This window comes from Curtobacterium sp. MCPF17_050 (assembly GCF_003224435.2).
Taxonomy (GTDB): domain Bacteria; phylum Actinomycetota; class Actinomycetes; order Actinomycetales; family Microbacteriaceae; genus Curtobacterium.
In genome coordinates, this window is record NZ_CP126250.1 from 36,812 (window position 1) to 61,673 (window position 24,862).

The following is a 24,862-nucleotide window of genomic DNA, read 5'->3' on the forward strand; positions in this document are numbered from 1 at the left end:
CCGACCGACTCAGTCGTCGACGGAGGTGCGCGCGGCTCACTCGGTCCCGAGGACGTCCGACAGCTGCCGCCGGTCGGAGATCCCCAGCTTCTGGAACGCGGCATAGAGGTGTGCTCCGACGGTCCGGGGCGAGACGAAGAGGTGCTCACCGATCGCCCGGTTGCTCAGTCCCTGCCCCGCGAGCGTGCACACCCGGAGCTCCTGCGGGGTGAGCAGCTCGTCGCGTCGTCCGGGTACCGCCAGGCGTTCCCCGGTGGCGCGGAGGGCGTCGCGCGTGCGTTCTTCCCACGCGGGCGCGGGCATCTCCCCGAACAGGGCGAGGGCCGCGTGGAGGGCGGCACGGGCGTCCTCGCTCCGCCCCGCGGCGTGGAGACGCCGTCCGAGACGGAGGAGCGTCCGGGCCTTCGCGTACGGGATCGACCAGCGCGCGTCGCGGACCGCGGCCCAGGTGGTCGCGAGCTCGTCGTCGGGGACGAGTGCGGTCCTGACGTGGTCCAGGGCGGTCCGGACCAGCGGCGCGTGCCACCGTGCGTGGAGCTGCTCGAGGTCCGCGAGCCGCTGCTCGGCGTCCTCCCGTCTCCCGGCGTCCAGCGCGGCGTCGACGAAGTCGGGCGACGTGATCACCGCGAAGTCGGGGTGGTACGCGTCGTGTCCGGGGTCGGCGATGCACCGGAGGCGCTCGAGGGCCTTCGCGGGTCGGCCGGTCACCAGGTACGCCGCACCCTGACTCCCCAGGACGGTGGCACGCATCGCACTCGACCGGAGCACCTGCGCGCCGACCTCCGTCCCCCCGGAGATGACGTCGACGTCCGGCTGTCGGCCGTCGAGGGCGTCGAACCACGCGAGCGCGCACCGTGCCGCGGCGGAGAACCCGGCGTCGCCGAGGTCACGGCCCAGCGACACCGCCTGTTCGGCGAGGAGACGGGCCTTCGCGACGTCCCCGGCCAGGTACGTCGTCATCGACGTCCCCATGAGCGCCTGCGGGAACGTCCGCAGTTCGCCGCGCGCCCGCATGCTCGCGAGGGCCCGGTCGAGGAGCACACGAGCGGTGTCGATCTCCCCGACCAGGTTGAGCGCGTACCCGAGGAGCCACGCCGACTCCTCGTCCTCGGCGGACGGGGCCGCCGCGAGGGCGAGTTCCAGGACCCGGTCGCCCCGGACCACCGGCTCCGTCCGCGCGGCGAGGAGGATCGACCGCGGGTCGTCCTCCGGCAGCGCGAGCGCCTCGACGACGGCGAGCATCGGGTCGCCGGGGCTCGGCTCCAGGGTGTGGTCCCACGCGATCGCGGCGAGGTGGAGGAGCGCAGCGGTGGCGTGCTCCACACCGCCGGCAACCTGCATCTCCGAGACGGCGTGGAGTGCCGGGCCGAGGTCGCCCCTGGCCAGCCCCGTCCGACCGGTGGGCAGCGTCTCGGCGACCCATGCCGCCCGTGCGGCCAGCAGCCGGTCCGGGGCCTCCGAGCTGGCCCGGTGCGCCAGGAGCGACGCCTCCGACGTCCGCCCGGACAGACCCGCCAGCTCCGCCGCGACGATCAGCCGTTCCACGCGCACCGCCGGGTCCGAGGTGAGCTCCGCGGCCCGCTCGACCGCCCGGCCGGCGACGAACGGATCGGACATCGCCGTCCGGGCGTCGGCGAAGGCGACGATCTCGTCCGCCAGGGGGTCGTCGTGACCCGTCGCGAGTTCGGCACGCCACCAGATCGTCCGCGTCGGCTCGTCCTCGTGTTCGTGCACCAGGGCCGTGAGCACCGCGGCTCGTTCCGTCGGCGATGCCGCTGCCAGGACGGCGGACTGCACGAGGGGGTGCCGGAACCGGATGGCCCGAGGAGCGACCCACTCGAGGAGTCCGGACGCCGACGCCCGGTCCGTCCACGTCGGGGCCGGGACCCGCCCGAGTGCCCGACCGGCGGCCTGGGCGGCTTCCTCTGCGGTCGCACCGCTGGAGAGTGCCACGGCGAGGAGGGCGAGCCTGGTGGGCTGGTCCAGTTCCGCGTACCGGTCGCCGAACTCCTGTTCCACCCGGCCGACGACGGGCCGCTGGCGCGGGCGGCCCCCCGGCCCGTGCAGACCGAGTTCGCGGAGCGCGAGTGGGTTCCCCGCGGCGCGGGCCACGAGCTCGCGCCGCGCCTGACCCGTGGGCGCACCGGGGACCGTGTCGAGCAGCTCCGCGGCGGCCGCGTCGTCGAGGGGCGCGAGGTGCAGGCGTCGCAGCCCGGGCTCGTCCAGGGGGTCCGTGTTCCGCGTCGACATCACCACGACGATCGGGTCCTGCACGATGCGACGGGCGACCATCCGCAGTGCCCATGCGGACGGGGTGTCGACCCAGTGCAGGTCCTCCACCACGATCAGCAGCGGCTTCGCGGCGGCGGCGTCGGAGAGCAGGGTCAGCGCCGCGAGCCCGGCGAGGAGCGGTGACGGCTGCACGCCTGGTTCGACCCCGAACGCGACGTCCAACGCCCGCCGCTGCGGTGCCGGCAGGCTCGGGATGCCCGCACGCAGCGGGTACAGGAGCATGTGGAGGGCGGCGTACGGTTCCGCCGACTCGTCGAGCGTGCCGGTCGTCGTGAGGACCCGCACGCCACGGCTGTCCGCGTACTCGACCACGTCGGCGACGAGCGACGACTTGCCGATCCCCGCCTCGCCGTCGACCACGAACGCCGAACCACCGCTGTCCACGTCCCGGATCGCGGTGCGGAGGGCCGCGATCTCCCGCTCGCGCCCGATGACGGGCTGCGCCATCGTCATGCCGTCAGTATGCCAGCGGCGCTGCCCCGGTCACGTCCGGGGCAGCGCCGCACTCCCGCTGACCCGTCACCGCCCCCGCGCGATCCGCCCCGCCACCGGCAGCACCCCCACGACCGCCACGACGACCGCCGCGAGCGAGAACCCGGCCCAGGACGCGAGGTCGAACCCGGCTGCCGGAGCACCGGCGAGCCCGAACCCGACGCCGACCAGCGCCGGCAGGACGGCGAGGGTCCCGAGCACCACGGCTGCGACCGCGGTGTAGGCGGTCTCGACCCCGGCCATCCGCAGCAGCTGGACGCGGGTGGCGCCCGTCCGCTGCAGCAGCCCGAACTCGTCGCGGCGACCCCGGGTGGTGGTGAGCAACGTGTTGCCCGCGGCGGCCGCCACGAAGGCGAGCAGGGCGACGACGAGGACCAGGGACAGCCGCCGGTCGCCGTCCCCTGACCGGAGGGCGGTCGTGACGTAGCCGTCGACCGAGGTGACGCCGAGGCCGGTGGCGAGCAGGGCCTCCCGGACGGCGGCACGGTCACCGGCGGCCGTGTCGACGAGCAGCGTGCCGGCCGGGCCGCTCGTCCGGTCGCGCACGAGGACGTCACCGAACGCCAGGCCGCGGTCGTAGACCGCGACGACCCGCGCCGGGGTCGCCGGTCCGTCACCCGTCCGCATCCGGATGGTGTCCCCGAGGCCGGTCGGGGTGAGGGCGATGACGTCGGTGCTCACCGCGACGGTGCCCGGCTCGTCGAGCGCGTCGAGGGAACCGGCGCGGACGGCGGGGTCGACGCGACCGTCGTCGCCCGACAGTGCACGGATCACGGTCGGTTCCCACTCGAGGTCGCCGAGGGCGGGGAGGTCCTCGTCGGCCTGCTCGATCTGGACCGAGCCGGCGGTGTCCCGCATCGTCGTCGTCGCGCGGACGCCCGGCATCGCCGCGATCCGGTCCGCCTCGGCAGCGGTCACGCCGTCCGCTCCGGTCACGACGAGGTCGGCCTGGAGGCCCGCCCGCAGTTGGTCCCCCGTCGCACGCTGGACGGCGGCGTCCGTCCCGGTCTGCACCGTCCCGAGCGCGACGAGGAGCGCGAGCGGCACCACCGCGGCGCTGAGTCGGCGGGAGGCGCCGCGGGCGTTGAGGAGCGCGAGCGTGGCCGCCGGTCCGGAGGCCCCGCGGAGGGCGCGCCGCGCACCCCACTGCACGAGGAGCGGCCCGGCGAGGGCCGCCGCGACCACGAGCACGATCGCGGAGGTGGCGCCGGTCGCACTGCCGACCAGGCCGGGGGTGAAGAAGGGCGTGGTCGCGGTCGCGAGGCCGATGAGCGCGGTGACCCCGGCTGCGATCCGTCGACCGCGCGAGAGCGTGGGGACGTCGGTCGTGCTCGCACGGACGGCGTCGGTCGGGCTCGGGCGGGTCGCTGCCCGCGCGGCCATCCCCGCGGCCAGCAGTCCGGTGGGCACGAGGACGACCAGCGTGCCGACCAGCGGCACGACCGTCGGCGCGAGGGTGAAGCCCGCGGGGACGAGGTCGCTCGACGCCAGCAGCGGCGTGACGAGCGGTGCGACGAACGTGCCGACGACGGCACCGAGCGGTGCGACGAGTGCGAGCAGGACCAGGACCTCGGTCCGGACCGTGCCGCGGATCTGTGCGGCGGTCGCACCGATCGCCCGGAGCAGGGCGAACTCGCGGCGCCGTTCGCGGAGGACCCCCGCGAAGACGCTCGCCACCATGAACACCGTGATGAGCAGCAGTGTCCCGGCGAAGGAGCCCGCGACGGTGGAGAGGAACGGGGCGTCCGGATGCCGGATGCCGGCCTCGAGCCAGGCGCTCGTGACCGCGAGGAGCACGGCGGCCAGGGCGACGACCACACCGGCGCCGACGACGGCCGCGCGGTTGACGACGAGCAGGGAGCGGAGAGCGGCGCGCACGGCTCAGCGCCCCAGGCCGAGGACGCGGGCGGTGACCGACTCGAGCGTGGGGGAGTGGAGCTCGTCGCGCACCCGACCGTCGGCGAGGAACACGACCCGGTCGGCGAAGGCCGCGGCCCGGGGGTCGTGGGTGACGAGCACGAGGGTCTGCCCGAGTGACCGCACCGCGTGCTGCAGGAGCTGCAGGATCCGCTCCGCGGTCGCGGTGTCGAGCGCACCGGTGGGCTCGTCGGCGAACACGACGTCCGGCCCGGCGACGAGGGCCCGCGCGATGGCGACGCGCTGCGCCTGGCCGCCGGACAGCTCCCCGGGCAGGCGGCCGGTCATGCCCCCCAGGCCGACGGCGTCGAGCAGCTCCGCGATCCGCTGCTCGTCGGCGCGGGTGCCGGCGAGTGTCAGGGGCAGCCGCACGTTCTCGCCGACGGTCAGGTGCGGCACGAGGTTGTAGCCCTGGAACACGAAGCCGACGTGGTCGCGGCGGAACCGCGTCACGGCGTCCGGGCGCAACGCGCCGAGGTCGACGCCTCCGATGACCACCCGGCCACTCGAGGGGGTGTCGAGACCGGCGGCACAGTTGAGGAACGTGGACTTGCCGGACCCGGACGCACCCATCACGGCCGTGAAGCTGCCGGAGGCGATGTCGAGCGAGACGCCGTCGAGCGCGGTCACGGTCGACGGGCCGTTCGGGTACGTCTTGGTGACCCGGTCGAGGTGCACGGCGGTGCCGGTGCGGGCGGGTGAGAGGACTGTGGACACGAGGACTCCTGACGAGGACGGTGCGGGACGGCGTGCGTCGTCCACGCTAGGAACGCGAGCGCTCGCGGCCGAGGGCCGAAGGGTGGGACCCGGGGAGGTTGCATCCTCCGATGCAGGCGGCGGCGGTCGTGCGGCCGGACCGGTCCACGACCCGCTGGACGGGAGGCACGGCGCGGCTCGCCGGCATCGGCCCGCCTGCTGCGATGGTCGGGTCATGGAGTACACGGACTACGACACCCGGCTGGCGTCCTACGCCGTGGTCACCGACGGCGACCGGGTGCTGCTCGCACGGCTGAGCTGGCCGGACGCCGGGCTCTGGACGCTGCCCGGCGGCGGGGTCGAGCTGGACGAGACGGTCGAGGAGGGTGCCGTGCGTGAGGTCCGCGAGGAGACCGGGTACGACGTCGTGGTCGAGGGGCTGCTCGGGATCCGGTCGCACGTCGTGCCGCCGGAGCGTCGGAAGCACCAGAACGGTCGACCGATGAAGGCCGTGCAGGTGGTGCACCGGGCTCGGGTGGTCGGGGGAGCGCTGCGCCACGAAGCGGTGGGGACGACGGACATGGCGCGGTGGGTGCCGCTCGACGAGCTCGGGGCGCACCGGCACGGGCTGCTCGTGGTGCAGGCGCTGCGGTGGGCCGGGGTCGGCGGGGGCACCACGGTCTGACCGCGCAGGGCCGCCGGCACTGAGCGATCCGGTGCGCTGGCCGGTCCGGGGGGCAGGCCGGACCGGGCGGTGCCTAGGACCGGGAGACCTCGGGCTCCGGGTCGTACCGGATCGCGAGCACGGTCACGTCGTCCTCGTTGTGGCCGGCGCGACCGCGCTCCTCGAGCCGCTCGACGAGGTGGTCGGGGTCCGGGTCGGCGACGGCGAACTCCGCGAACCGGTCGACGGCGTCGAGACCGTCGCCGAACAGGTCGAGGACACCGTCGCTGACGCTGAGGATCACGTCGCCCGGACGGAGCACCGTCTCCTGCGTCGTCCAGGACGTCCCCACACCGATCGGCAGGTCGACGCTCCGGAGCCACTTGTGGCTGCCGTCCGCACGGAGCAGCAGGGTCAGGCCGTGCCCGGCGTCGACCCAGCGCGCGATCCCGTCGACGCTGACGTGCACGTGGAAGCAGGTCGTGAACTGTTCGGTGGCGGGCGCGTCCAGGCCCACGTCGAGGCCCGTCGCGGTGCGGCTCACCGCCTCGTCCGGCGCTCCCTCGCGGACGGACGAGCGCAGGACCGAACGCACGACCGCGGCGATCATGCCCGCTCCGACGCCCTTGCCCATCACGTCCCCGAGCGTGAAGGCGGCGCCGTCCGTGATCGGGAACCAGTCGTAGAAGTCGCCGCCGACCGAGCGTGTCGGGAGGCACACGGCCCGGACCGTCAGCACGGCCGGGATGTCCACGGCGGTGACGGGCAGCAGGGAGCGCTGCACGAGGGCGGCCTGGCTGATCTCCGCCTCCGCCTGTTGTCGCAGGTCCTGCATCGCCTGCAGCCGGACCACGGCCTGTCGGGCGAGCTCGTTCGTGACGCCGGCGACCCCGACGAAGACCACCAGGACGACCACCAGGCGCACGACCTCGCTGGCGCCGAGTTCGGCCTGACCGACGACCGTCGGCAGGAGGAACGTCACCGCGGTGCCGATCAGCGGGTAGACGACGTGCTGCCGACCCGGCCGGGCGGCGATCCAGATCAGCGGGAGGAGCACGGCCGCGAGGAAGGGCGACCGGGCGTCGCCGGTCCCGAAGCGCAGCAGGCCGATCGCGATGAAGTCGAGCGCGGGGACGAGCAGCTCGAACCGTGCGAGCCCGGGTCGCGCCACGAGCAGTCCGGTGAACGCCAGCCCGAGGAGCGCGAGTCCCGTCCCGGCCCACATGCTCGGCGCGTTCGTCACCGTGAGCCAGGGGAGCAGCACGCTGCAGACCGCGGCGACCACGGACACCGCGGCGATGACAGCCTGGTTCGTCAGCGGGGTCGTCCTGGCCGAGGACCGCACGGCCAGCGGCGCCGCACGGTCGGGAGCGGTGACCTGTGCGACGGCCGGGCCGGATGTCGTCTGCGCCATAGGTGACGAACGCTACCGGCCGTCCGCCGCGGGGGGAACGCGCCCGTTCGTGGGGCACGGCGCCCGGCGACGGCGAGCGGACGTGTCCGCGGGATCGCCCTCGGTCCGGGCACTCGATGCACGAGGATGGACCCGTGCGCACCCAGGAGACCCTGTCCGTCGACCAGGCCGTGGCGCGTGCGGTGGCGCTCGCCGAGGCGGGTGGTCGCAGCGTCGTCGGCATCGCCGGCGCTCCCGGGGCGGGCAAGTCCACGCTCGCCCGTCGGGTCGTCACCGAGGTCGTGACGCGGCTCGGTCCGGGCGTCGCCGTGCAGGTGCCGATGGACGGGTTCCACCTCGCGAACGCGGCCCTCGACACCCTCGGCCGGCGCGGACGCAAGGGCGCGGTCGACACCTTCGACGCCGCCGGGTACGTCGCACTCGTCCGGCGGCTGACCGCGACCGGGGGGACCGACGGCACGGTCTGGGCGCCCGACTTCGACCGTCGCGTCGACGAGCCCGTGGCCGGCAGCATCGCCGTCCCGCCGGAGACCGTGCTCGTGGTCTCCGAGGGCAACTACCTGCTCGACCAGACCGCCCCGTGGCGGGAGCTGCCCGACCTGTTCACCGAGACCTGGGCCTGCGTCGTCGACGACTCCGTGCGGATCGACCGACTGGTCGGCCGACACATGCGGCACGGCCGCGACCACGAGGCCGCCCGACGGTGGGCCGTGGAGGTCGACGGCGTGAACGCCGAGCGGGTGACGGCGGACCTGCACCGGGCCTCCGTCCTGGTCCGGACCTGACCGGACCCACCGACGACAGCAGCACCGACCGACAGGAGCACGACGTGACCATCGCCATCACCGGGGCCACCGGCAACATCGGCGGCGCCGTCGCCCGCGCGCTCGCCGCGGACGAGGTGCCGTTCCGCATGGTCGTCCGCGACGCCTCCCGGGCCCCACGGCTGCCCGGGGCCGAGGTCGCCGTCGCGACGTACGCCGACGGCGACGCGGCCCGCGCCGCCCTCGAGGGCGTCGACGTCCTGTTCCTGGTGTCCGGCGCGGAGGCCCGTGACCGGCTCGACCAGCACCGCACCGTCGTGCGCGCAGCGGCCAGTGCCGGCGTGCAGCACGTCGTCTACACGTCCTTCCAGGGCGCGGCCCCCGACGCGACCTTCACGCTCGGCCGCGACCACTGGTGGACCGAGCAGGCGGTGCGCGACACCTCGATGGCGCACACGTTCCTGCGCGACTCGTTCTACCTGGACTTCGTCGAGGACCTCGTCGGCGAGGACGGGGTCATCCGGGGCCCGGCGGGCGACGGGGCGATGGCCGCCGTGGCCCGGGCCGACGTGGCACGTGTGGCGACCGCGGTCCTCCGTGCGCCGGAACGGCACATGGACCGCACGTACGACCTGACCGGACCCGCGGCGATCACGCTCGAGCAGGCGGCCGCGACCGTCAGCGCCGTCCGGGGCCGGCCGGTGACCTACCACCGCGAGACGGTGGAGGAGGCCTACGCCTCCCGGCAGCGCTGGGACCCGGAGCCGTGGCAGGCCGACGCGTGGGTGAGCACCTACACGGCGATCGGCGAGGGCGCGCTGGCGAAGGTGTCCGGGGACGTCGAGCGCGTGACCGGGCAGGCGCCGATGTCGCTCCGCCAGGTCCTGGCGGCCCGGAGCGCCTGACCGCGCCGGTCGCGGCCCGCTCACGGTGCGCTGTGCGCGGTGCGCGGTGCGGGAGGCGATTCGCGGTGCGCGGTGCGGGAGGCTCAGCGCACCTTCCGTGCGGACAGGGACCCGACAACGCCGAGGAGCAGCACCGCCACCAGGACGGTCAGCAGCGGTGCCGTCCAGCCGCCGGTCGCCCCGTGCAGGGCCCCGGCCACGAGCGGCCCCGCCGACCCGATCAGGTACCCGCCGCCCTGCACGAACGCGGACAGCCGGCGGGCGTCGTCGTCGTTCGACACGAGCCGCACGATGACGATGAAGATGATCGTGATGCCGCCGCCCTGGGCAGCGCCGCCGAGCACCGACCACAGCAACCAGAGCTGCGGGGCGACGAGCAGGCCGACGGGCATCGCGAGCCAGAAGAACGCGACGAGGGCGATGATGACGCGCGGCCGGAACCGGCTGGCGAGCACCGGCACCCCGAGCGCCCCGACGACCGCCAGGATCTGGAACACCGAGGAGCTCGCCCCGGACGACGCGGTGTCGAAGCCGATCTCGTCGTGCAGCAGCGTCGGGATCCAGGCGGTCAGCGCGTAGTACGAGAACGCCTGGCCACCGAACGCGAGCATGAGCCCCCACGTCACCCAGCGCTTGGCGGGGTGCGGCAGGGTCGCCACGACGGGGGCCGCCGGGACCGTGCGGACCGCGCCGGTGTCCAGGACCTGGTCGATCGGTCCGGTCGCCGGCACCGGTCCGGAGTCGCGGTCGACACCACGCCATGCGGCACCCGCCCCGACCGCGTAGGTCCACGCGGCACCGGCGACGACCGCGAGCACGGCCCAGATCGCGATCGCGACCGGCCAGCCCCAGACGGCTGCGATCGGTGCCGTGCCGAGCGAGGTCGTCATCGACCCGACGTTGAGCGCGGACGTGTACACGCCCGTGACCAGGCCGACCCGTTCCGGTGAGGTGTCCCGCCGGATGACGACCGGGATCACCACGTTGCCGATCGTGATGCCGATGCCGATCACCGCGGTGCCGACGAGCAGCGCGGCCTCGTGCGGGACCGACCGGAGGACGGTGCCGACGAGCACGATGAGCAGCGACAGCGACACGGCGCGCTCCGCGGTGAACCGGGCGATGACCCAGCTGGCGAACGGCGTCGCGAGGGCGAAGCAGAGCACCGGGATCGTGGTGAGGAGCCCGGCGACCGTCGCGGTCATGCCGAGGTCGACCCGGATGTCCCCGATGACCGGCGCCGGCGCGACGATCGGGCCGCGGAAGTTCAGCGCGACGAGGACGATCGCGGCGGGCAGCAGCCACGCGGCCCCGCGGAGTCCGGCACGGCGAGCTGCCGCGCCGGTGGTCTCGCCCCTGCCGCTCACGTGCTCGGCAGCAGGATCGGCAGCAGGTCGAGCGGGGTCGCCGCCTGCGCGACGGTGCCCGCGGCCTCGGCGGGGGAGCCGTACCCCCACTCGGCGAAGACGGTCGGGACGCCGTGCGCAGCCGCCCCCTCGACGTCGTGCAGGCGGTCCCCGACGAGCACCGGACGGCTGATGTCGAACCCACGGGCGTCGAGCCGGCGCAAGGCCTCCTCGACCACGTCGGCCTTGGCGGAGCGCACCTCGTCGTCGCTCGCCCCGGTGATGACGTCGATGTCCCCGGTCAGGCCGTAGTGCTCGAGGATGTAGGTCGCCGGGGTCTCGGGCTTGCTCGTCGCGGTCGAGATCGGCACGCCGGCCTCGTGCAGGGTGTGCAGGACGACGTCAATGCCCGGGTACATGCGGGAGTCGAGTGCTCCGTGCGAGAAGTAGTGCTCGCGGTACACGGCGAGGGTGCGCTCGGTGAGCTCGTCGTCCATGCCCATCGCGATGCGGAAGGTGTCGAGGATCGGCGGCCCCACGAACGACATGAGGGTGTCCTGGTCGGGCACGGGGACGCCGACCTGTCGGAACGTGTGCGTCAGGCTCTCGATGATGCCCGGCGCCGAGTCGCTGATGGTGCCGTCGAGGTCGAACAGGACGGCGGTGAAGGGGCGCTCCGGGCTGCTTGTCATGTCCCGCCCAGCCTAGCCGCGCCGCCGGAGCCGCCCGGCGGCGGGGTGAGCCGCCCGCCGGGGGCGGGTCGGGCCTCCCGGCCCGCGGTCGGAACCGAGTCGCGGCGCCGGCGCGCTCAGAAGAGGCGCGCGTGCCCGCCCTCGATGCCGCGCATCTCGTCGTAGTCGAGGACGAGGCAGCGGATGCCGCGGTCCTCTGCCAGGGTGCGGGCCTGGGGGGCGAACGACTGTGCCGCCAGGACGCCCTGCACCGGCCGCAGGTGCGGGTCGCGGTTCATGAGCTCGAGGTAGCGGGTGAGCTGCTCGACGGCGTCGATGTTGGCGTTCCGCTTCATCTCGACCGCGACGCTCGCGCCCGCGTCGTCCCGCGCCAGGATGTCGACCGGACCGATGGCGGTCATGTACTCGCGGCGGACCAGCGTGTGGCCGTCACCGAGGAGCTCGATCTGCTCGGCGAGGAGCTGCTGCAGGTGCGCCTCCACCCCGTCCTTGACCAGACCGGGGTCGACGCCGAGGTCGTGCGACTCGTCGGCGACCACCTCGTGGATGCTGACGATGAGGCGGTCCTGCGTCTTCTTCTGTGTGACCGTCCACACCTGCGTGATGCCCGCGGACGCCTGGTCGTCGTCGGGTTCCGCGATCGCCATCGAACACGGCGGGCTCATCCAGTTGAGCGGCTTGTAGCTGCCGCCGTCCGAGTGGACGAGGAGCGAGCCGTCGGCCTTCAGCATGAGGAGCCGGGTCGCGAGGGGCAGGTGGGCCGACAGGCGACCGGCGTAGTCGACGGAGCAGCGGGCGATGACGAGACGCACCCGGGAAGCCTAACCGGGATCGCAGGCGGCCCGGCGGGTCGCCCGCCGGCCCCTGTGCTCGCTGCTCGCTGCTCGCTGCTCCGGGCGGAGGCAGGCGGTGCCGGCGGCTCAGCGTCGCCGGTCGGCCGTGTCGGTCCGGTCGGCCCCGCCAGCCCTGCCAGCCGCGCCGCCCGGGAGGCCGGGGTCGCCGCCGGTCCGTCCGTCGCCCGGGCGGGTGGTCGCGGTCCGCTCCCGCGCGGCACCGGACGCGAGGCCGGCCGCGATGATGAACACGAACACGATGAGGAGCCCGTTGAGGAGGCCGACGTGCTCGCCGGCGAACCCGATGATCGGCGGTCCGGCGAGGAACGCCACGTAGCCGATCGTCGCGACGGCGCTGACCTTGGCGGCCGCGGTGCGGGGGTCGTCCGCGGCGGCCGACATCCCCATCGGGAACCCGAGCGAGGCACCGAGCCCCCAGAGCACGACACCGACGATCGCGATCGGGACGTTCGGCACGAAGATGAGCATGCCGAGGCCGACGACCGCGACCACCGCGCTCGCCCGGAGCACCGGGACCCGTCCGAACCGGTCGATGAGCGGGCTGCCGGCGACGCGGCCGACGGTCATCGCGGCGAGGAAGACGGCGAGCACGGCCGAGCCGCCGTCGTTCGCCAGGCCGTGGCCGTCGATCATCGCGAGGGGCAGCCAGTCGTTCGCGGAGCCCTCGGCCAGGGCCATGCCGAGCACGACGACCCCGATGAGGAGGGTCGACGGCTGCTTCCAGATCGCCCACCGCGAGACCGGCAGTGCCACCGGGCTGGTGTCGGTCGGCTCGGGCTCGACGTGCCGGTCCTCGCCGAACCAGCGGATGGCGACGAGCATCGCCAGGCTCGTGATGACGCCGACGACCACGAAGTGCAGCGCGACCGGGACCTCGAAGCGCTCGGCGAGGGCGCCGATGCCCGCGCCGGCGAGCGTCCCGACGCTGAACGCCGCGTGGAACAGCGGCATGATCGTCCGGCCGCCGAGTCGCTCGGCGGTCGCTCCGGACACGTTCATCGACACGTCGCACAGGCCGTTGCCGAACCCGAACGCGATGAGGCAGATCCAGATCGCGGCGAAGCCCCAGTCCATCGTGACGGCGATGCCCGCGGCCACCATGCCGAGCGCCAGGCACGCGGCGGCCACGAGGACACCGCGACGGGCACCGAGCCTCGCGACGATGTGGCCGGCGAAGGTCAGGCCGGCGATCGACCCGACCGACATGCCGAGGACGAGCAGGCCCATCGTGAAGGTCGAGGCGTCCAGGGAGTCCCGCACGCTCGGCACGCGTCCGAGCCAGGTCGCGATGTCGAGCCCTGACAGGGTGAACACCACGAACACCGCGTTGCGCCAGGCGCGGGTCGTCGGAGCGGGGCGGGTGCCGGCCGTCGTCATGGAACTGTCCGATCGAATCGATTCGAGGAGGGGTAGCCGTTACGCTAACGAGCGATGGACGACACGGCAAGTGACCCCGGCGCGTCGGGCCCCCGCCCGGGCGTGGACCGCACCGACGGTCCGGACGACGCCCCCACTGCCGACGCTGCCCGGAGACCCGACGCTGCGGGCGCACCCCGGGCCTCCCGGTCCGGTCGCCCCACGCGCCCGACGCTCGCCGCCGTCGCTCGTGCGGCCGGCGTCGCGCCGTCCACCGCCTCCCTCGCCTTCAGCGGTACCGGCCCGGTGTCCGAGGACACCCGCCAGCGCATCCTCGCCGTCGCCGCCGAGCTCGGCTACGACGGACCGGACCCACGCGCCCGCTCCCTCCGGCGTGGGCGGTCCGGCGTGATCGGCGTCGTGCTCGACGACCGTCTGAGCGACGCGTTCCGCGACCCCGTGAACGTCCTCACCCTGGACGGCATCGCCGAGGTCGCCGGAGCCGCGGGGGTGTCGCTGCTCCTCGTCCGGAGCCCGCTCGACGACGAGCGCGGTATGGCACCGCTCGTCGACGCCCCGATGGACGCCGTCATCCTCATCGGGTGCAACGTCCGGATCGACCCGGCGGTCGCCGTCCTCCGGCGACGCTCGATCCCCGTCGTCGCGATCGAGGCGGACGCCATCGAGGGCGCCGTCCCCGTGCACCTCGACAACCGCGACGCGTCCCGACGGGCTGCCGCGTTCCTCCACGACCTCGGTCACCGGCAGGTCACCGTCGTGACCCTGCCCCTCGACAGCGCCCGGGAGCGCGGTCCCGTCAGCGCCGAGCGGGAGCGCGCATCGTCCGCGTTCACCACGACCGAGCGACTCCGCGGCGTCCGGGACGTCTACCCGGACGCACCGGCGATCGCGTCGGCGGGCAGCTCGGTCGAGGAGGGCCGCATCGCCGGAGCGGCGCTCTTCACCCCCGGCGTCGAGCCCCCCACCGCGGTCGTCGCACAGAGCGACCTGCTCGCGGTCGGGGTGATCTCGGCCGCGCTCGACGCCGGGCTCCGCGTCCCCGAGGACGTCAGCGTCGTGGGCTTCGACGGCATCCACGTGGACGACAGCCTGCTCTACCGCTCCCCGATCCGGCAGTTGACGACGCTCGTGCAGCCGTTCGTGCCGAAGGGCGAAGCGGCCGCCCGCGCCGCACTCGCCATGCTCGAGGGGGAGTCGCCCGAGCCGGCGTCGTTCCGGTCCGAGCTGCGGATCGGCGACACGACGGGACCGCCGAGCGTGCGACCGCGCGACTGACGGCGTGGACCGCGCCCGGTCCGTCGGTGGGCGGATGGGCGAGCGGCCCTCGGCCGTGCGCGTGCGTCCGCTCGCGCCCGCGCCGCGGGTCACCGCGACTACCCGTCGAACGCCTCGAAGTCCGGGACGTCGAACGGGTTGTCGAGGTCGCCGTCGTCGCGGTCCTCGTCGGGGACCTCCTCGACCTCGAACGTGATCGCCACGCCGGGGGTCACGACCACGTCGAGCGCCCGGTTCCCGTAGAGGGTCACCGCCACGACGTCGGCGCCGGCACGATCCGCCGCCACCACGGCTGCTTCCAGCGCGTGCAGGTCCTGGCCCTGCGCGAGCGCGTGCGACGTGCCGTCGACGGTCATCGTGATCCGGCGCAAGGGGTTCCCGTCTGTCGCCCGTGCCCGATTAGGCTGCGGCTACCGGCCATCCAAGCAACACGGCCCAGGAACCATTCCCAGCTACCGGGTGGTTCGAGCAGCGGCGGCTCCCGTCATCACCCGGTGGCCTGGCGAGGTCGGCATGGGATCCATCAGCTACGACAGTCTGGTCGTCGTCGTGGACGACCGCACGCTCACCCATCTCCAGATCGTCATCGTCAACAAGCTGCGTCGGGGCGAGGCGTTCCTGATGTCGTGGAAGGACGCCGCGGACGTGGGGTCCGGGCGGAGTTCGATCTGGCTGCACCCGAACGTCCTCGTGCACTTCAAGTTCGACGGCAGTCGTGTCCCGGTGATCAACGAGCGGTGGTTGCGGGAACTCGCCGCTTCCGCTTCGAGTTCTCGGGGGCTGGTCGTCACGCGCGAGGACGGCGACGTGACGGACCTCCGTCCCAAGCCCGGTCCGCCACGCCGCACGACGGCACTCGCCGCCACCGCACCGGGCGACGAGACGGCGCCGTAGCGGGACCACCGCCCGCACAGCGCGGCGGTCCCGGAGGGAGCGGAGTGGGATCCGTGGTCAGAACTGCTGGCCCGTGCCCGACGCGTTCCGGGTCCTGCCGCTCGCCTGGTCGTGCGTGGCTGCGTCCGGGGCGTCCATCGCCGGACCGACGCCGACGGGGACGCCTGCCTCGGGGTGGTTGAGGTCGAAGGCCGGGGACTCCGAGCGGATACGAGGGACCGCGGTGAAGTTGTGCCGAGGCGGCGGGCAAGAGGTGGCCCACTCGAGCGAGCGGCCGTAGCCCCATGGGTCGTTGACCCGCACGCGCTGTCCGTGGCGCATCGTCTGCACGATGTTGAGGAAGAACGGCAGCATCGAGGCGGCGGTGAGGAACGCACCGACCGTCGAGACCTGGTGCAGCCAGGTGAACCCGTCGCTCGGCAGGTAGCTCGCGTACCGGCGCGGCATGCCGATCACGCCCAACCAGTGCTGGATGAGGAAGGTCATGTGGAACCCGATGAACAGCATCCAGAAGTGGATCTTGCCCAGGCGCTCGCCGAGCATCTTGCCGGTCAGCTTCGGCCACCAGAAGTAGAAGCCGGAGAACATCGCGAACACGACCGTGCCGAAGACGACGTAGTGGAAGTGCGCGACCACGAAGTAGCTGTCGTGGACGTGGAAGTCGAGTGGCGGTGACGCGAGGATGACCCCGGTCAGGCCGCCGAAGGTGAACGTGACGAGGAACCCGATCGCCCAGAGGATCGGGGTCTCGAACGTCACCGAGCCGCGCCACATGGTGCCGACCCAGTTGAAGATCTTCACGCCGGTCGGGACCGCGATGAGCATGGTGAGGAGCGAGAACCACGGCAGCAGCACGCTTCCGGTGGCGAACATGTGGTGCGCCCAGACCGTGACGGACAATCCGGCGATCGAGATCGTGGCGTAGACGAGGGTCTTGTACCCGAAGATCGGCTTGCGGCTGAAGACCGGGAAGACCTCGGAGACGATGCCGAAGAACGGCAGTGCGATGACGTAGACCTCGGGGTGGCCGAAGAACCAGAAGAGGTGCTGCCAGAGCAACGGGCCGCCGTTGGCCGGGTTGTAGATCTGCGCGTCGAAGGCGCGGTCGAGGAGGAGCCCGAACAACGCCGCTGCGAGCACGGGGAACGCCATCAGCACGAGGATCGACGTGATGAGCACGTTCCACGTGAAGATCGGCATCCGGAACATCGTCATGCCGGGAGCGCGCATCGTGATGGCCGTCGTGATGAAGTTCACCGCACCGAGGATGGTGCTGAACCCGGTCATGCTCAGGCCGGCGACCCAGAGGGTGCTGCCGAGTCCGGGCTCGAAGGTGGTGTCGGACAACGGCGCGTACGCCGTCCAGCCGAAGGACGCCGAGCCCGCCGGTGTGAGGAAGCCGCCCATCGCGATGGCGCTGCCGAACGCGTACATCCAGTAGGACAGGGCGTTGAGTCGGGGGAAGGCGACGTCCGGTGCGCCGATCTGCAGCGGCATGATCGCGTTCGCGAAGCCCGCGAACAGTGGTGTCGCGAACAGCAGCAGCATGACCGTGCCGTGCATGGTCATGAGCTGGTTGTACTGCTCGCGAGTGTCGATGACGTCGAGTCCGGGTGTCGCGAGCTCGGTGCGCATGACCACGGCCATGAGTCCGGCGATGCAGAAGTAGCCGAACGCGGTGACGAGGTACAGGTTGCCGATCGTCTTGTGGTCCGTTGAGGTGTGCCAGTGCACAGCGCGGATGCCGGTACGCAGCGGGCGGCGACCGAGGAGTTCGCCGGGTTCCTCGCCGAGGGCCGGCGGTGTCGTCGTCTGCGTCATGGGGATCCTCCGTCGATCGGTGGCTGCGTCGACGATCCGGCGGCAGTGGGGCCACTCTCGCCGTCATGTCCGCGGTTGCACAGGGGCACTGGTGGACGTGCCGCGTGATCCGGACTGCGGAGCGGCCTCCAGGGCGGAACCCGCGGGATCCGGCTCGGACCTGCTCCGGGCATGACGGGACGGGACGCGAGCGGTCGCGGCTCCCGGACGACGCACGCTGCGGTCGTCACCGTGGGGTCCGCACGGCGGTCTCCGGGAGGGTCGACGGGGTCGGCTCCGCGCCTGCGGCTCGGACGGCGACCTGCCCGAGGTCCCCGGACGTGGCATGGACGGCGCGCTGCCGGGTCGCCCCGTTGCCCGAGACGAAGGCCTGGTGGACGGCGTGCTCGACGAGCTGGTCGTCACCGTTCGCCGTCAGGGCGGGTCGGAGGTGCTCGAGCAGCATCAGGACGACCTCGTGCGCGGGGAGCGGCCGGTTGGTGAGCGGTTCGACGAGGTGTCCGTCGAGTCCCTCGATCGCGGCACGCCAGTTCGCGAGCCGGATGATGCAGGCAGGCGTGGCGGCAGGCGGCTTCCCGGCGTGCCACTCGTCGACCGCCGTGTCGACGAGCGCCCGCACGAGCCCGGCCACGGCGACCGTCATCGTCGGGTCGAGCGGTACGTCCGTCACCCGCACCTCGACGGTCGGGTGGTTGCGGGACAGTCGGGCGTCGAAGTAGAGCATCGCGGGGTCGAGGAGGGCTCCGGTCCCGTTGATCGCGGCGGTGACCCCCCGGTACCCGGCCACCGTCTCGTACCGTTCCGCTGGTCCGGCGGTCGGCCACTGGTTCCACGTCACCGACCGGAAGCTGGCGTGACCGGTGTCCTCACCGGCGTGGAACGGCGAGTTCGCGGTCAGGGCGATGAGGATAGGCAGCCACGTCCGGATGCGGTCGAGGACGGCGACGCCCTCGTGGTCGGACTCGACGGCCACGTGGACGTGCAGTCCGCAGGTGAGACTGTGCCGGGGCACCGCGCCGAACCGCTGCACCATCCGTTCGTACCGGTCGGAGGAACGCAGGTGGGGGACGGTGGGCAGCGGCGAGCTGGCGAGCGGCGCCGCGAGGGCACCGTGCTCGCCGGCGAGTCGCATCGCGAGGGCACGGTTGTCGAGGACCTGTCGGCCGAGCGTCGCCAGCGTCGAGTGGGGACGTGTGATCACCTCGAGCATCTCCAGCTGCATCTCACCGGCGAACTCCGCGCCGTCGAGCGGCAGCCGCTCCGCCCGGGCACGTTCGAGCACCAGGTCCGCGATCGGGACCGGCGCTCCGGTGGTCCCGTCCACGAGGAGCAGTTCTTCTTCGACGCCGATGGTCCGCATGCCCTCAGCCAAGGCGTCCGACACCGTGTCCCCTCCCCGTTCCCGCGTTCGGTGGCCCATGTCCGCCGTGCGAGCCGTCTGTGACGCCTCGGCCCCTGACGGGGGACCGTGTGCGAGGAACACCCTCGACGTCAGGACCGAACACCATGGACTCCACGCCCTCCCTGCCCCTGCCCGGACCGTCCGACCCCTCGGGTGTCGGTCGCTTCCTGGCCGACAACCGCGAGGAGGTGCTCGGCCAGCTCGAGCACTGGGTGCGGATCCCGTCGGTGGCGTCCCAGCCCGAGCGCTCCATCGACGTGGAGCGATCCGCCCGGTGGCTCGCAGCGGCCATGCGCGAGGTCGGGCTCACCACGGACATCCTCTGGGCGGGCCCGTCACCCACCGTGGTCGGCGAGTGGATCGTCGATCCGGCGAAGCCGACGGTCCTGGTCTACAGCCACCACGACGTCCGGCACGCCAAGCCGGAGGAGTGGGCCGAGACGGAGCCGTTCCAGCCGGTGCTGCGCGACGGGCGGTTGTACGGGCGGGGTGCCTCCGACGCGAAGGGACAGGTGATCGCGCACCTCTGGGGTCTCCGCGCGCACCTCGCCGGACGGGGCGACGCCGGTCCGGCGGTGAACCTGAAGTACGTCGTCGAGGGCGAGGAGGAACTCGGATCGACGCACTTCGCGTCGCTGCTCGACCAGGAACACGAGCGCCTGTCGTGCGACGTCGTCGTCTTCTCGGACACCCTGCAGTGGAAGGACGGGGACCCGGCGGTGGTGACCTCGATGCGTGGGATGACCGGTGCGACCCTGACCGTGACCGGGCCCCTGCGCGACGTGCACAGCGGAGCCGCGTCAGGACCCACACCGAACCCGGTCCACGCACTCGTCACCGTGCTGGCCGCGTTGCACGACGACGACGGACGCATCGCGCTGCCCGGTTTCTACGACGACGTGGAGGAACTCACCGACGAGCGCCGGGAGCAGCTCGGCGACCTGTCGTTCGACACCGACGTGTGGCTCGAGCGCACCGAGACCCGGAGCGTCACCGGTGAGTCCGGTCACACGGTCGAGGAACGTCTCTGGGCACGACCGGCCATCGAGGTGCTGACCCTGCTCGCGGGCGACCCGACCGGGTTCCCCCGGGCGGTGATCCCCCGCGAGGCAACGGCGGAGATCAGCATCCGCACCGTCCCCGGACAGCACGTCGCGGCCGTCGCCGACCAACTCCGCCGCTTCGTCGGATCGACGATGCCCGACGGGGTCGAGTACGAGCTGACCATCCCCGAGGAGTCCGGCCAGGACCCCTACGTGACCCCGGACGGGCCGGCACTGGAGGCACTCGTCCGCGCCATGGAACGAGGGCACGGTGGTGGGACCGCCGGACGCATGGGGAACGCGGGCGGCGGCCCGGCGGAGCTCCTCGGGCGCACCTTCGACGCACCGGTCCTCTTCATCGGCACCGGCCTGCCCGAGGACCACTGGCACTCGAGCGATGAGAGCATCGACGTCGGGATGCTGCTCGACGGCGCCGCGTCGATCGCACACCTCTGGGAGGGGCTCGCAGCCATCGAGCGGGACTGAGAGTCCCGACCTCGCGGGCACCGGCGTGTCGACCGGTCGGCCCGCAGCCGGCGGACCGCGTCGTCACCGTGCCAGAGCCGCCGCGATCCACCCCGGCCGGTGCGCCCGGACCCCGAGCGTCACCGCCCGCACGCCGATGTACCCGAACGAGAACACCGCCCACAGCGCCGCCAGCCCGTCCCCGAGCCACCACAGCAGCGGCAGGTACACGACCAGGTTCACGACGCCCGCGAGCGCCAGGTAGCGGGCGTCACCCGCACCGATGAGCACCCCGTCGAGCACGAACACGTAGCCGGCGACCGGCAGCCCGACCGCGATGAGGACGAGCACGAGGGGGAGGGCCGCCCGGACGTCGGCGGAGTCGGAGAAGACCGGCCCGAGCACGCCGCTGGCAGCGGCCGTCAGCACCCCGAGCAGGACGCCGCCGACGATCCCGAGCACCACGAGCCTCCCGGTCACCAGGCGGACGCGCCCGGCGTCCCGCGCCCCGAGGGCGTGCCCGACCAGCGCCTGTCCGGCGATCGCGAGCGCGTCGAGTGCGAACGCGAGCGTGCTGAACACCGTCAGCCCGATCTGGGTCGTCGCGAGACCGATCGTGCCGAGGCCGGCCGCGGTGGCGATCGTCGCGAGCATCGCGACCCGCAACGACGCGGTCCGGAGGAACAACCACGCGCCGGACCGCAGCGCCCGTACGACCCCGGAGGCGCCGGGCCGGAGCGGTGCGCCCGATGCCCGGGCGGCGCGGACGGCGATGCCGACGTACACCGCGGCCATCGCCCACTGCACGACGACCGTGCCCGCGGCCGACCCCTCCACGCCCCAGCCGAACCCGTAGATGAGGAGCGCGTTGAGCAGACCGTTCGCGACGAAGCCGACGCTCGCGACGACGAGGGGGGTGCGGGTGTCCTGCAGTCCGCGGAGCAGCCCTGTCGAGGCCGTGACGACCAGGATGCCGGGCAACCCGATCAGCGAGACGGTGAGGTACGCCGTGGCGGCCGCGGAGACCCCGGGCGTCGCCCCGAACAGGTCGACGAGCGGCCCGGCGAGCGGCCAGCCGACGAGCGCGAGCACCACCCCCAGCGCGAGCGCCAGCCACATCCCGTCGATGCCGGCGTGCACGGCGCCGCGGCGGTCACCGGAGCCGAGTGCACGCGCCACCGCCGGCGTGGTCGCGTAGGCGAGGAAGACCAGGAGGCCCGTCACCGTCTGCAGGACCGCGCTCGCCACCCCGACGGCGGCGAGTGGTGTCGCGCCCAGGTGCCCGACGAGTGCGGTGTCGGTCAGCAGGAAGAGCGGTTCGACGACGAGCGCGCCGAGTGCGGGCAGGGCGAGGCGGACGATGTCGCGGTCGACGGCTCGACGCACGTGGCGGGGGTCGGTGTCGGACGCGGAGGGCACCAGGACATCCTGCCGTCGCTCCGGCCGGGCTGGTGACCCCGCCGCTCCGGGCCGAGGGCCATCCCTCCAGTGGGACGACTCTCGTCGAGGACCTGTCAGCGCGCGGTCGCTGCTGACGCTGTGACACCGGCGCGGTGGGCGTCCGGCTCAGCCGGGCAGGAGATCCGGGTGAGGACGGCGTCGCCCTCGAAACTCTCGACGCCGCCCGCCCAGACGGTGAGGGGGACGTCCTCGTGGAGCTCGACGGGGATCACGAGGTCGTGCGGGTTCCCGGTGGCGCCGTAGCCGTCGTACACGGCGAACTGCACGTCGGCTCGCGCGCAGTCGCGGCCGGGGATGACGTCGAAGCCGACGCAACCGAGGTCCCAGCACCCTTCGGGCTGGGCCTCGTTGTCCAGGGTGGGGAACCAGGTCGCGACGTGGTCGTCGATCTCCGGTCGCGGTCGGCACTCGGCGGCGTCGATGCTGCTCCATGACTCCGCACCGACCGAGGCGATGAACGCCGGTGTCCCCGGTCGGACACGCACCGATCGCTCTTCGGTGCGAGCGATCGGCCCGGTCTCGGTGTCGGCGAAGCTGATCGTCAGGTCGAGGTCGCACTCGACGGAAGCGACGACGCCCCACGCCAGACAGTCGGAGTCGCCCATGGCCGCTCCGCAGAGTGCCCACCAGGCGTCCTCGTCCTCGACCTGCCCGATGCGCACGGCACCGCCCTCGACGGCGAACGGCGGGACGGGGAAGCCGCGGGCGCCGCGGGTCGCGGCGACGGTCGGTGTCGGTGTCGGTGTGGGCTCGTCCACGACGGCGGGGCGTGCTGCCGTGGACTGTGCGGGGACGGGCGCCGGGAGGCCCTGACCACCGATCCCCACCACGAGCGCCAGGACCGAGAGGGTCGCGCTGAGCACCAGCGCGACCCGCCGAGCGCTGCTCACGGCGGCGACGGAGACCGTCGGGTGGCCGGCCAGCGGCCGGGCCCGGAGGTCGTCTTGTGCGCGGATCGCCCGTGCGGTGTCGACGGCGAGGTTCCACCACCGGACCGACGACACGGTGAACAGCGCGCCACCGCCCAGGACCGGGACCACGGCGAGCACGCCGACGATCCCCGTCCCGAGCACGGACAGGACGACACCGACCACGACGAGCCCGAGTCCGACCCACCGCAACGTCTCGTACTGCCATCGGTAGGCCGGCATCATCGCACGCACGACGTGGACGGAGGTTCTCAGCGCCGGGCGACTCACGCGGCGAGGCTAGTGAATGCGCCGTTGCCGCTGCAGGCCCCTGTTCGGGTCGGACCGACGGCCGCGAGCATCTGGCGTGCTCGCTTCTCCGTCAGTCCCTCCGGTCCGGACCCGCACGCGACCGGCGGAGCCTCCTCGGCGAGAACGACCCGTCCACGGGTTACCTGCACGAGTGGTCGAGTGGTCGCTCCGTGACGGGTCCTCCTACCGATGGTGGCGGGTGGTGGTGATCACGAGGTCGCCTTGTCGATCATGGCGAGCACGTGCGGCGTACTCCATCGCAGGAGGTCATCGGAGGGCGAGTCCTCGAGGTCCTCTCCCCAGATCGCAACCGCCGCGCCCGCCATGGGAGCAGCGAGGAGCGCACCCGAGTCGCCGTCCCACGTCCGCAGTGACCAGTTCTCGCGGAGATCGGTGGCCATGTACTCGCTGTCGGCCTCGTCGAGGTCGCTCGGCACCTCGTAGAGGTAGTACGAGTTGTAGTTGAGCAACTCGACCCCTGCCGCGTACAGGTCGTTCGCACCCGCTCGTCGCTGTCGGCGTTCGAGGCGCTCCGCAGTGTCCTCCGTGTCGCCGTCGAAGCTCCAGTACGTGACGTGGATGCGCGGGTCCAGTCGCTTGACCGCGACCCGGTCGATCCCGTCGTTCCACGCCCACACCTCACGGTCGCCGACGGCGGCCGCCATCGCGTTCAGCCACCCGACCCGTTCGTCTGCGGTGACGCCACCTCCCCATTCATCACCGCCGATGTGGACGGTGCGGCTGGAGGGGAAGGTCCGCGTCACCTCCGCTACGAGCTCGGTTGCCAGCGCGAGGCTCCCGGGTGCCGACGTGTCGAGCTCACTCTCACCCGATCGGATGCGATCGACCCACTCCTTGCCGTGTCGCGCCTCGAGCAGGGCGAACGCGGCTGCCATGTGGCCGGGAGTGTCGACCTCGGGCACGATCGCGATGCCCCGCCGGGCCGAGTACGCCGCGATCTTCCGCGCCTGTCCGGCGCTCAGGAACGGACGACCGGTCACTCGGCTCGTGTAGACGCCGTGGTGGAGATCGGCGTTCGCGGGGGTCTGGCCGAGGACGGCGCTCTCGATCCCGACGTTCTGGTCGTCGGTGAGGTGCAGGTGCAGGAAACGGCCGCCGTTGTCGGCCAGCAGGTCGACGTACCGCTTGATCAGCGCCACCGGGTAGTAGGCGCGAGCGACGTCGAGCATCACACCCGGTTCGGGACGTGCGCGGGACGCGGGTCTGCTCGTGACGGTCGTGGCAGACGTGCGGCATCGCTGTACGGAGTAGACCCCGGTGCAGCCGAGGACCCTGTACTTGCCGGCTTCCGCGCGGAGGGGTGACCTGTGGATCGCGCGGACCGTGGTGCTCGCGCCCGCGGCGAGCGGCTTCACGGTCACGTGGCCGAGCGTGTACTTCTTGCTGCCGGCGGACAGGTAGAGCCAGGCGTGGGCAGCCGGCTTCCGCACCGAGCTGGTGTTCTCGACCGTCAGGGTGGTCCGCACGGCCGTGCCGGTGGAGGTGACGGTGTTGGTCGCGGTGACCTTGGTGACCGTCACTGCCGAGGTGTTCGACTCGATGGCGACTGCCTGCACAACAGGGGCGTCGGGCGTCGCGCCCTCCGCCGGTCCCGCGGTCGCACCGATCCCGACCAGGGCTCCTGCCGACATCGCGATGGTCAGACCGACGGCGGTGATCCAGCCGACGCGTTCACGCGGACGCACTTCCGGCATCGGGGACGGGTTCGGTTCCTGACGCATCGCGACGTTCTTCCCCTCGACCATGCGGAACGTCCACCGCGCTACCGGGCCGGCTCGGATGGACCGGATGGCGCAGATCTTACCGGAACCGCTGCGGCCGCACTCCGAGCACCCGGTACTCGACCT

20 protein-coding genes are annotated in these 24,862 nt (G+C 73.0%); 6 read left to right on the plus strand and 14 right to left on the minus strand.

What is annotated here, in order from left to right:
• Window positions 1–36: 36 nt before the first annotated feature.
• The 3 genes from DEJ34_RS00190 to DEJ34_RS00200 form a co-directional block, all read right to left on the minus strand.
• Window positions 37–2,745 (minus strand): helix-turn-helix transcriptional regulator, encoded by a 2,709-nt coding sequence (locus DEJ34_RS00190; RefSeq protein WP_110910762.1) that lies wholly within the window; start codon window positions 2,743–2,745, stop codon window positions 37–39.
• Window positions 2,746–2,811: 66 nt separating this feature from the next.
• Window positions 2,812–4,662, minus strand: coding sequence for an FtsX-like permease family protein (locus tag DEJ34_RS00195; RefSeq protein ID WP_110910761.1), 1,851 nt, complete (start codon window positions 4,660–4,662; stop codon window positions 2,812–2,814).
• A gap of 3 nt (window positions 4,663–4,665) precedes the next feature.
• On the minus strand, window positions 4,666–5,418 hold the full coding sequence (locus DEJ34_RS00200; RefSeq protein WP_258368207.1) for an ABC transporter ATP-binding protein: 753 nt from the start codon (window positions 5,416–5,418) through the stop codon (window positions 4,666–4,668).
• Between the two features lie 214 nt (window positions 5,419–5,632).
• Between DEJ34_RS00200 and DEJ34_RS00205 the strand changes: the two genes are divergently transcribed.
• The gene (locus DEJ34_RS00205) at window positions 5,633–6,082 is read left to right on the plus strand and encodes an NUDIX hydrolase (protein ID WP_110889443.1); all 450 of its coding nucleotides are present in this window, start codon (window positions 5,633–5,635) and stop codon (window positions 6,080–6,082) included.
• Between the two features lie 73 nt (window positions 6,083–6,155).
• Here the strand turns inward: DEJ34_RS00205 and DEJ34_RS00210 are convergent, their stop codons facing one another.
• Entirely contained in the window at window positions 6,156–7,475 is a 1,320-nt protein-coding gene (locus DEJ34_RS00210; protein WP_110910759.1) for a PP2C family protein-serine/threonine phosphatase, read from the minus strand.
• A gap of 134 nt (window positions 7,476–7,609) precedes the next feature.
• Between DEJ34_RS00210 and DEJ34_RS00215 the strand changes: the two genes are divergently transcribed.
• Both DEJ34_RS00215 and DEJ34_RS00220 read left to right on the plus strand, forming a co-directional pair.
• Window positions 7,610–8,260: a nucleoside/nucleotide kinase family protein gene (locus DEJ34_RS00215; protein ID WP_258365844.1), complete on the plus strand. Its 651-nt coding sequence runs from the start codon at window positions 7,610–7,612 to the stop codon at window positions 8,258–8,260.
• A gap of 44 nt (window positions 8,261–8,304) precedes the next feature.
• Complete coding sequence (locus tag DEJ34_RS00220; protein ID WP_181422194.1) at window positions 8,305–9,144, plus strand: SDR family oxidoreductase; 840 nt, start codon at window positions 8,305–8,307, stop codon at window positions 9,142–9,144.
• Between the two features lie 83 nt (window positions 9,145–9,227).
• On the opposite strand, the gene DEJ34_RS00225 is transcribed toward DEJ34_RS00220, so the two are convergent.
• From DEJ34_RS00225 to DEJ34_RS00240, 4 genes are all read right to left on the minus strand, one after another.
• Window positions 9,228–10,511 (minus strand): MFS transporter, encoded by a 1,284-nt coding sequence (locus DEJ34_RS00225; protein WP_110910758.1) that lies wholly within the window; start codon window positions 10,509–10,511, stop codon window positions 9,228–9,230.
• Window positions 10,508–11,182, minus strand: coding sequence for an HAD hydrolase-like protein (locus DEJ34_RS00230; protein ID WP_110825737.1), 675 nt, complete (start codon window positions 11,180–11,182; stop codon window positions 10,508–10,510). Before DEJ34_RS00230 ends, DEJ34_RS00225 begins: the two co-directional genes overlap by 4 nt.
• A gap of 116 nt (window positions 11,183–11,298) precedes the next feature.
• The gene (gene nucS, locus DEJ34_RS00235; RefSeq protein WP_110910757.1) at window positions 11,299–11,994 is read right to left on the minus strand and encodes an endonuclease NucS; all 696 of its coding nucleotides are present in this window, start codon (window positions 11,992–11,994) and stop codon (window positions 11,299–11,301) included.
• Window positions 11,995–12,102: 108 nt separating this feature from the next.
• The gene (locus DEJ34_RS00240) at window positions 12,103–13,413 is read right to left on the minus strand and encodes an MFS transporter (protein WP_110900797.1); all 1,311 of its coding nucleotides are present in this window, start codon (window positions 13,411–13,413) and stop codon (window positions 12,103–12,105) included.
• 54 nt (window positions 13,414–13,467) lie between these two features.
• Here DEJ34_RS00240 and DEJ34_RS00245 point away from each other — a divergent pair, with 54 nt between their 5' ends.
• Window positions 13,468–14,688 (plus strand): LacI family DNA-binding transcriptional regulator, encoded by a 1,221-nt coding sequence (locus tag DEJ34_RS00245; RefSeq protein WP_110910756.1) that lies wholly within the window; start codon window positions 13,468–13,470, stop codon window positions 14,686–14,688.
• A 98-nt stretch (window positions 14,689–14,786) separates the two neighbouring features.
• On the opposite strand, the gene DEJ34_RS00250 is transcribed toward DEJ34_RS00245, so the two are convergent.
• Entirely contained in the window at window positions 14,787–15,044 is a 258-nt protein-coding gene (locus DEJ34_RS00250; RefSeq protein ID WP_110910755.1) for a hypothetical protein, read from the minus strand.
• 157 nt (window positions 15,045–15,201) lie between these two features.
• Between DEJ34_RS00250 and DEJ34_RS00255 the strand changes: the two genes are divergently transcribed.
• Complete coding sequence (locus tag DEJ34_RS00255) at window positions 15,202–15,582, plus strand: DUF7882 family protein (RefSeq protein ID WP_181422193.1); 381 nt, start codon at window positions 15,202–15,204, stop codon at window positions 15,580–15,582.
• A gap of 57 nt (window positions 15,583–15,639) precedes the next feature.
• On the opposite strand, the gene ctaD is transcribed toward DEJ34_RS00255, so the two are convergent.
• Complete coding sequence (ctaD, locus tag DEJ34_RS00260; protein WP_110910754.1) at window positions 15,640–17,403, minus strand: aa3-type cytochrome oxidase subunit I; 1,764 nt, start codon at window positions 17,401–17,403, stop codon at window positions 15,640–15,642.
• A 226-nt stretch (window positions 17,404–17,629) separates the two neighbouring features.
• Window positions 17,630–18,763 (minus strand): carboxylate-amine ligase, encoded by a 1,134-nt coding sequence (locus tag DEJ34_RS00265; RefSeq protein WP_181422192.1) that lies wholly within the window; start codon window positions 18,761–18,763, stop codon window positions 17,630–17,632.
• Between the two features lie 146 nt (window positions 18,764–18,909).
• Between DEJ34_RS00265 and DEJ34_RS00270 the strand changes: the two genes are divergently transcribed.
• The gene (locus DEJ34_RS00270) at window positions 18,910–20,334 is read left to right on the plus strand and encodes a M20/M25/M40 family metallo-hydrolase (RefSeq protein WP_110910752.1); all 1,425 of its coding nucleotides are present in this window, start codon (window positions 18,910–18,912) and stop codon (window positions 20,332–20,334) included.
• 63 nt (window positions 20,335–20,397) lie between these two features.
• On the opposite strand, the gene DEJ34_RS00275 is transcribed toward DEJ34_RS00270, so the two are convergent.
• From DEJ34_RS00275 to DEJ34_RS00285, 3 genes are all read right to left on the minus strand, one after another.
• Window positions 20,398–21,732 (minus strand): MATE family efflux transporter, encoded by a 1,335-nt coding sequence (locus DEJ34_RS00275; protein ID WP_258368204.1) that lies wholly within the window; start codon window positions 21,730–21,732, stop codon window positions 20,398–20,400.
• Window positions 21,733–21,827: 95 nt separating this feature from the next.
• Window positions 21,828–22,973 carry a hypothetical protein gene (locus DEJ34_RS00280; RefSeq protein ID WP_220032794.1) on the minus strand — a complete coding sequence of 382 codons (1,146 nt, stop codon included), beginning with the start codon at window positions 22,971–22,973 and terminating at the stop codon, window positions 21,828–21,830.
• Window positions 22,974–23,203: 230 nt separating this feature from the next.
• Complete coding sequence (locus DEJ34_RS00285) at window positions 23,204–24,760, minus strand: family 20 glycosylhydrolase (RefSeq protein ID WP_110910750.1); 1,557 nt, start codon at window positions 24,758–24,760, stop codon at window positions 23,204–23,206.
• Window positions 24,761–24,862: the final 102 nt, after the last annotated feature.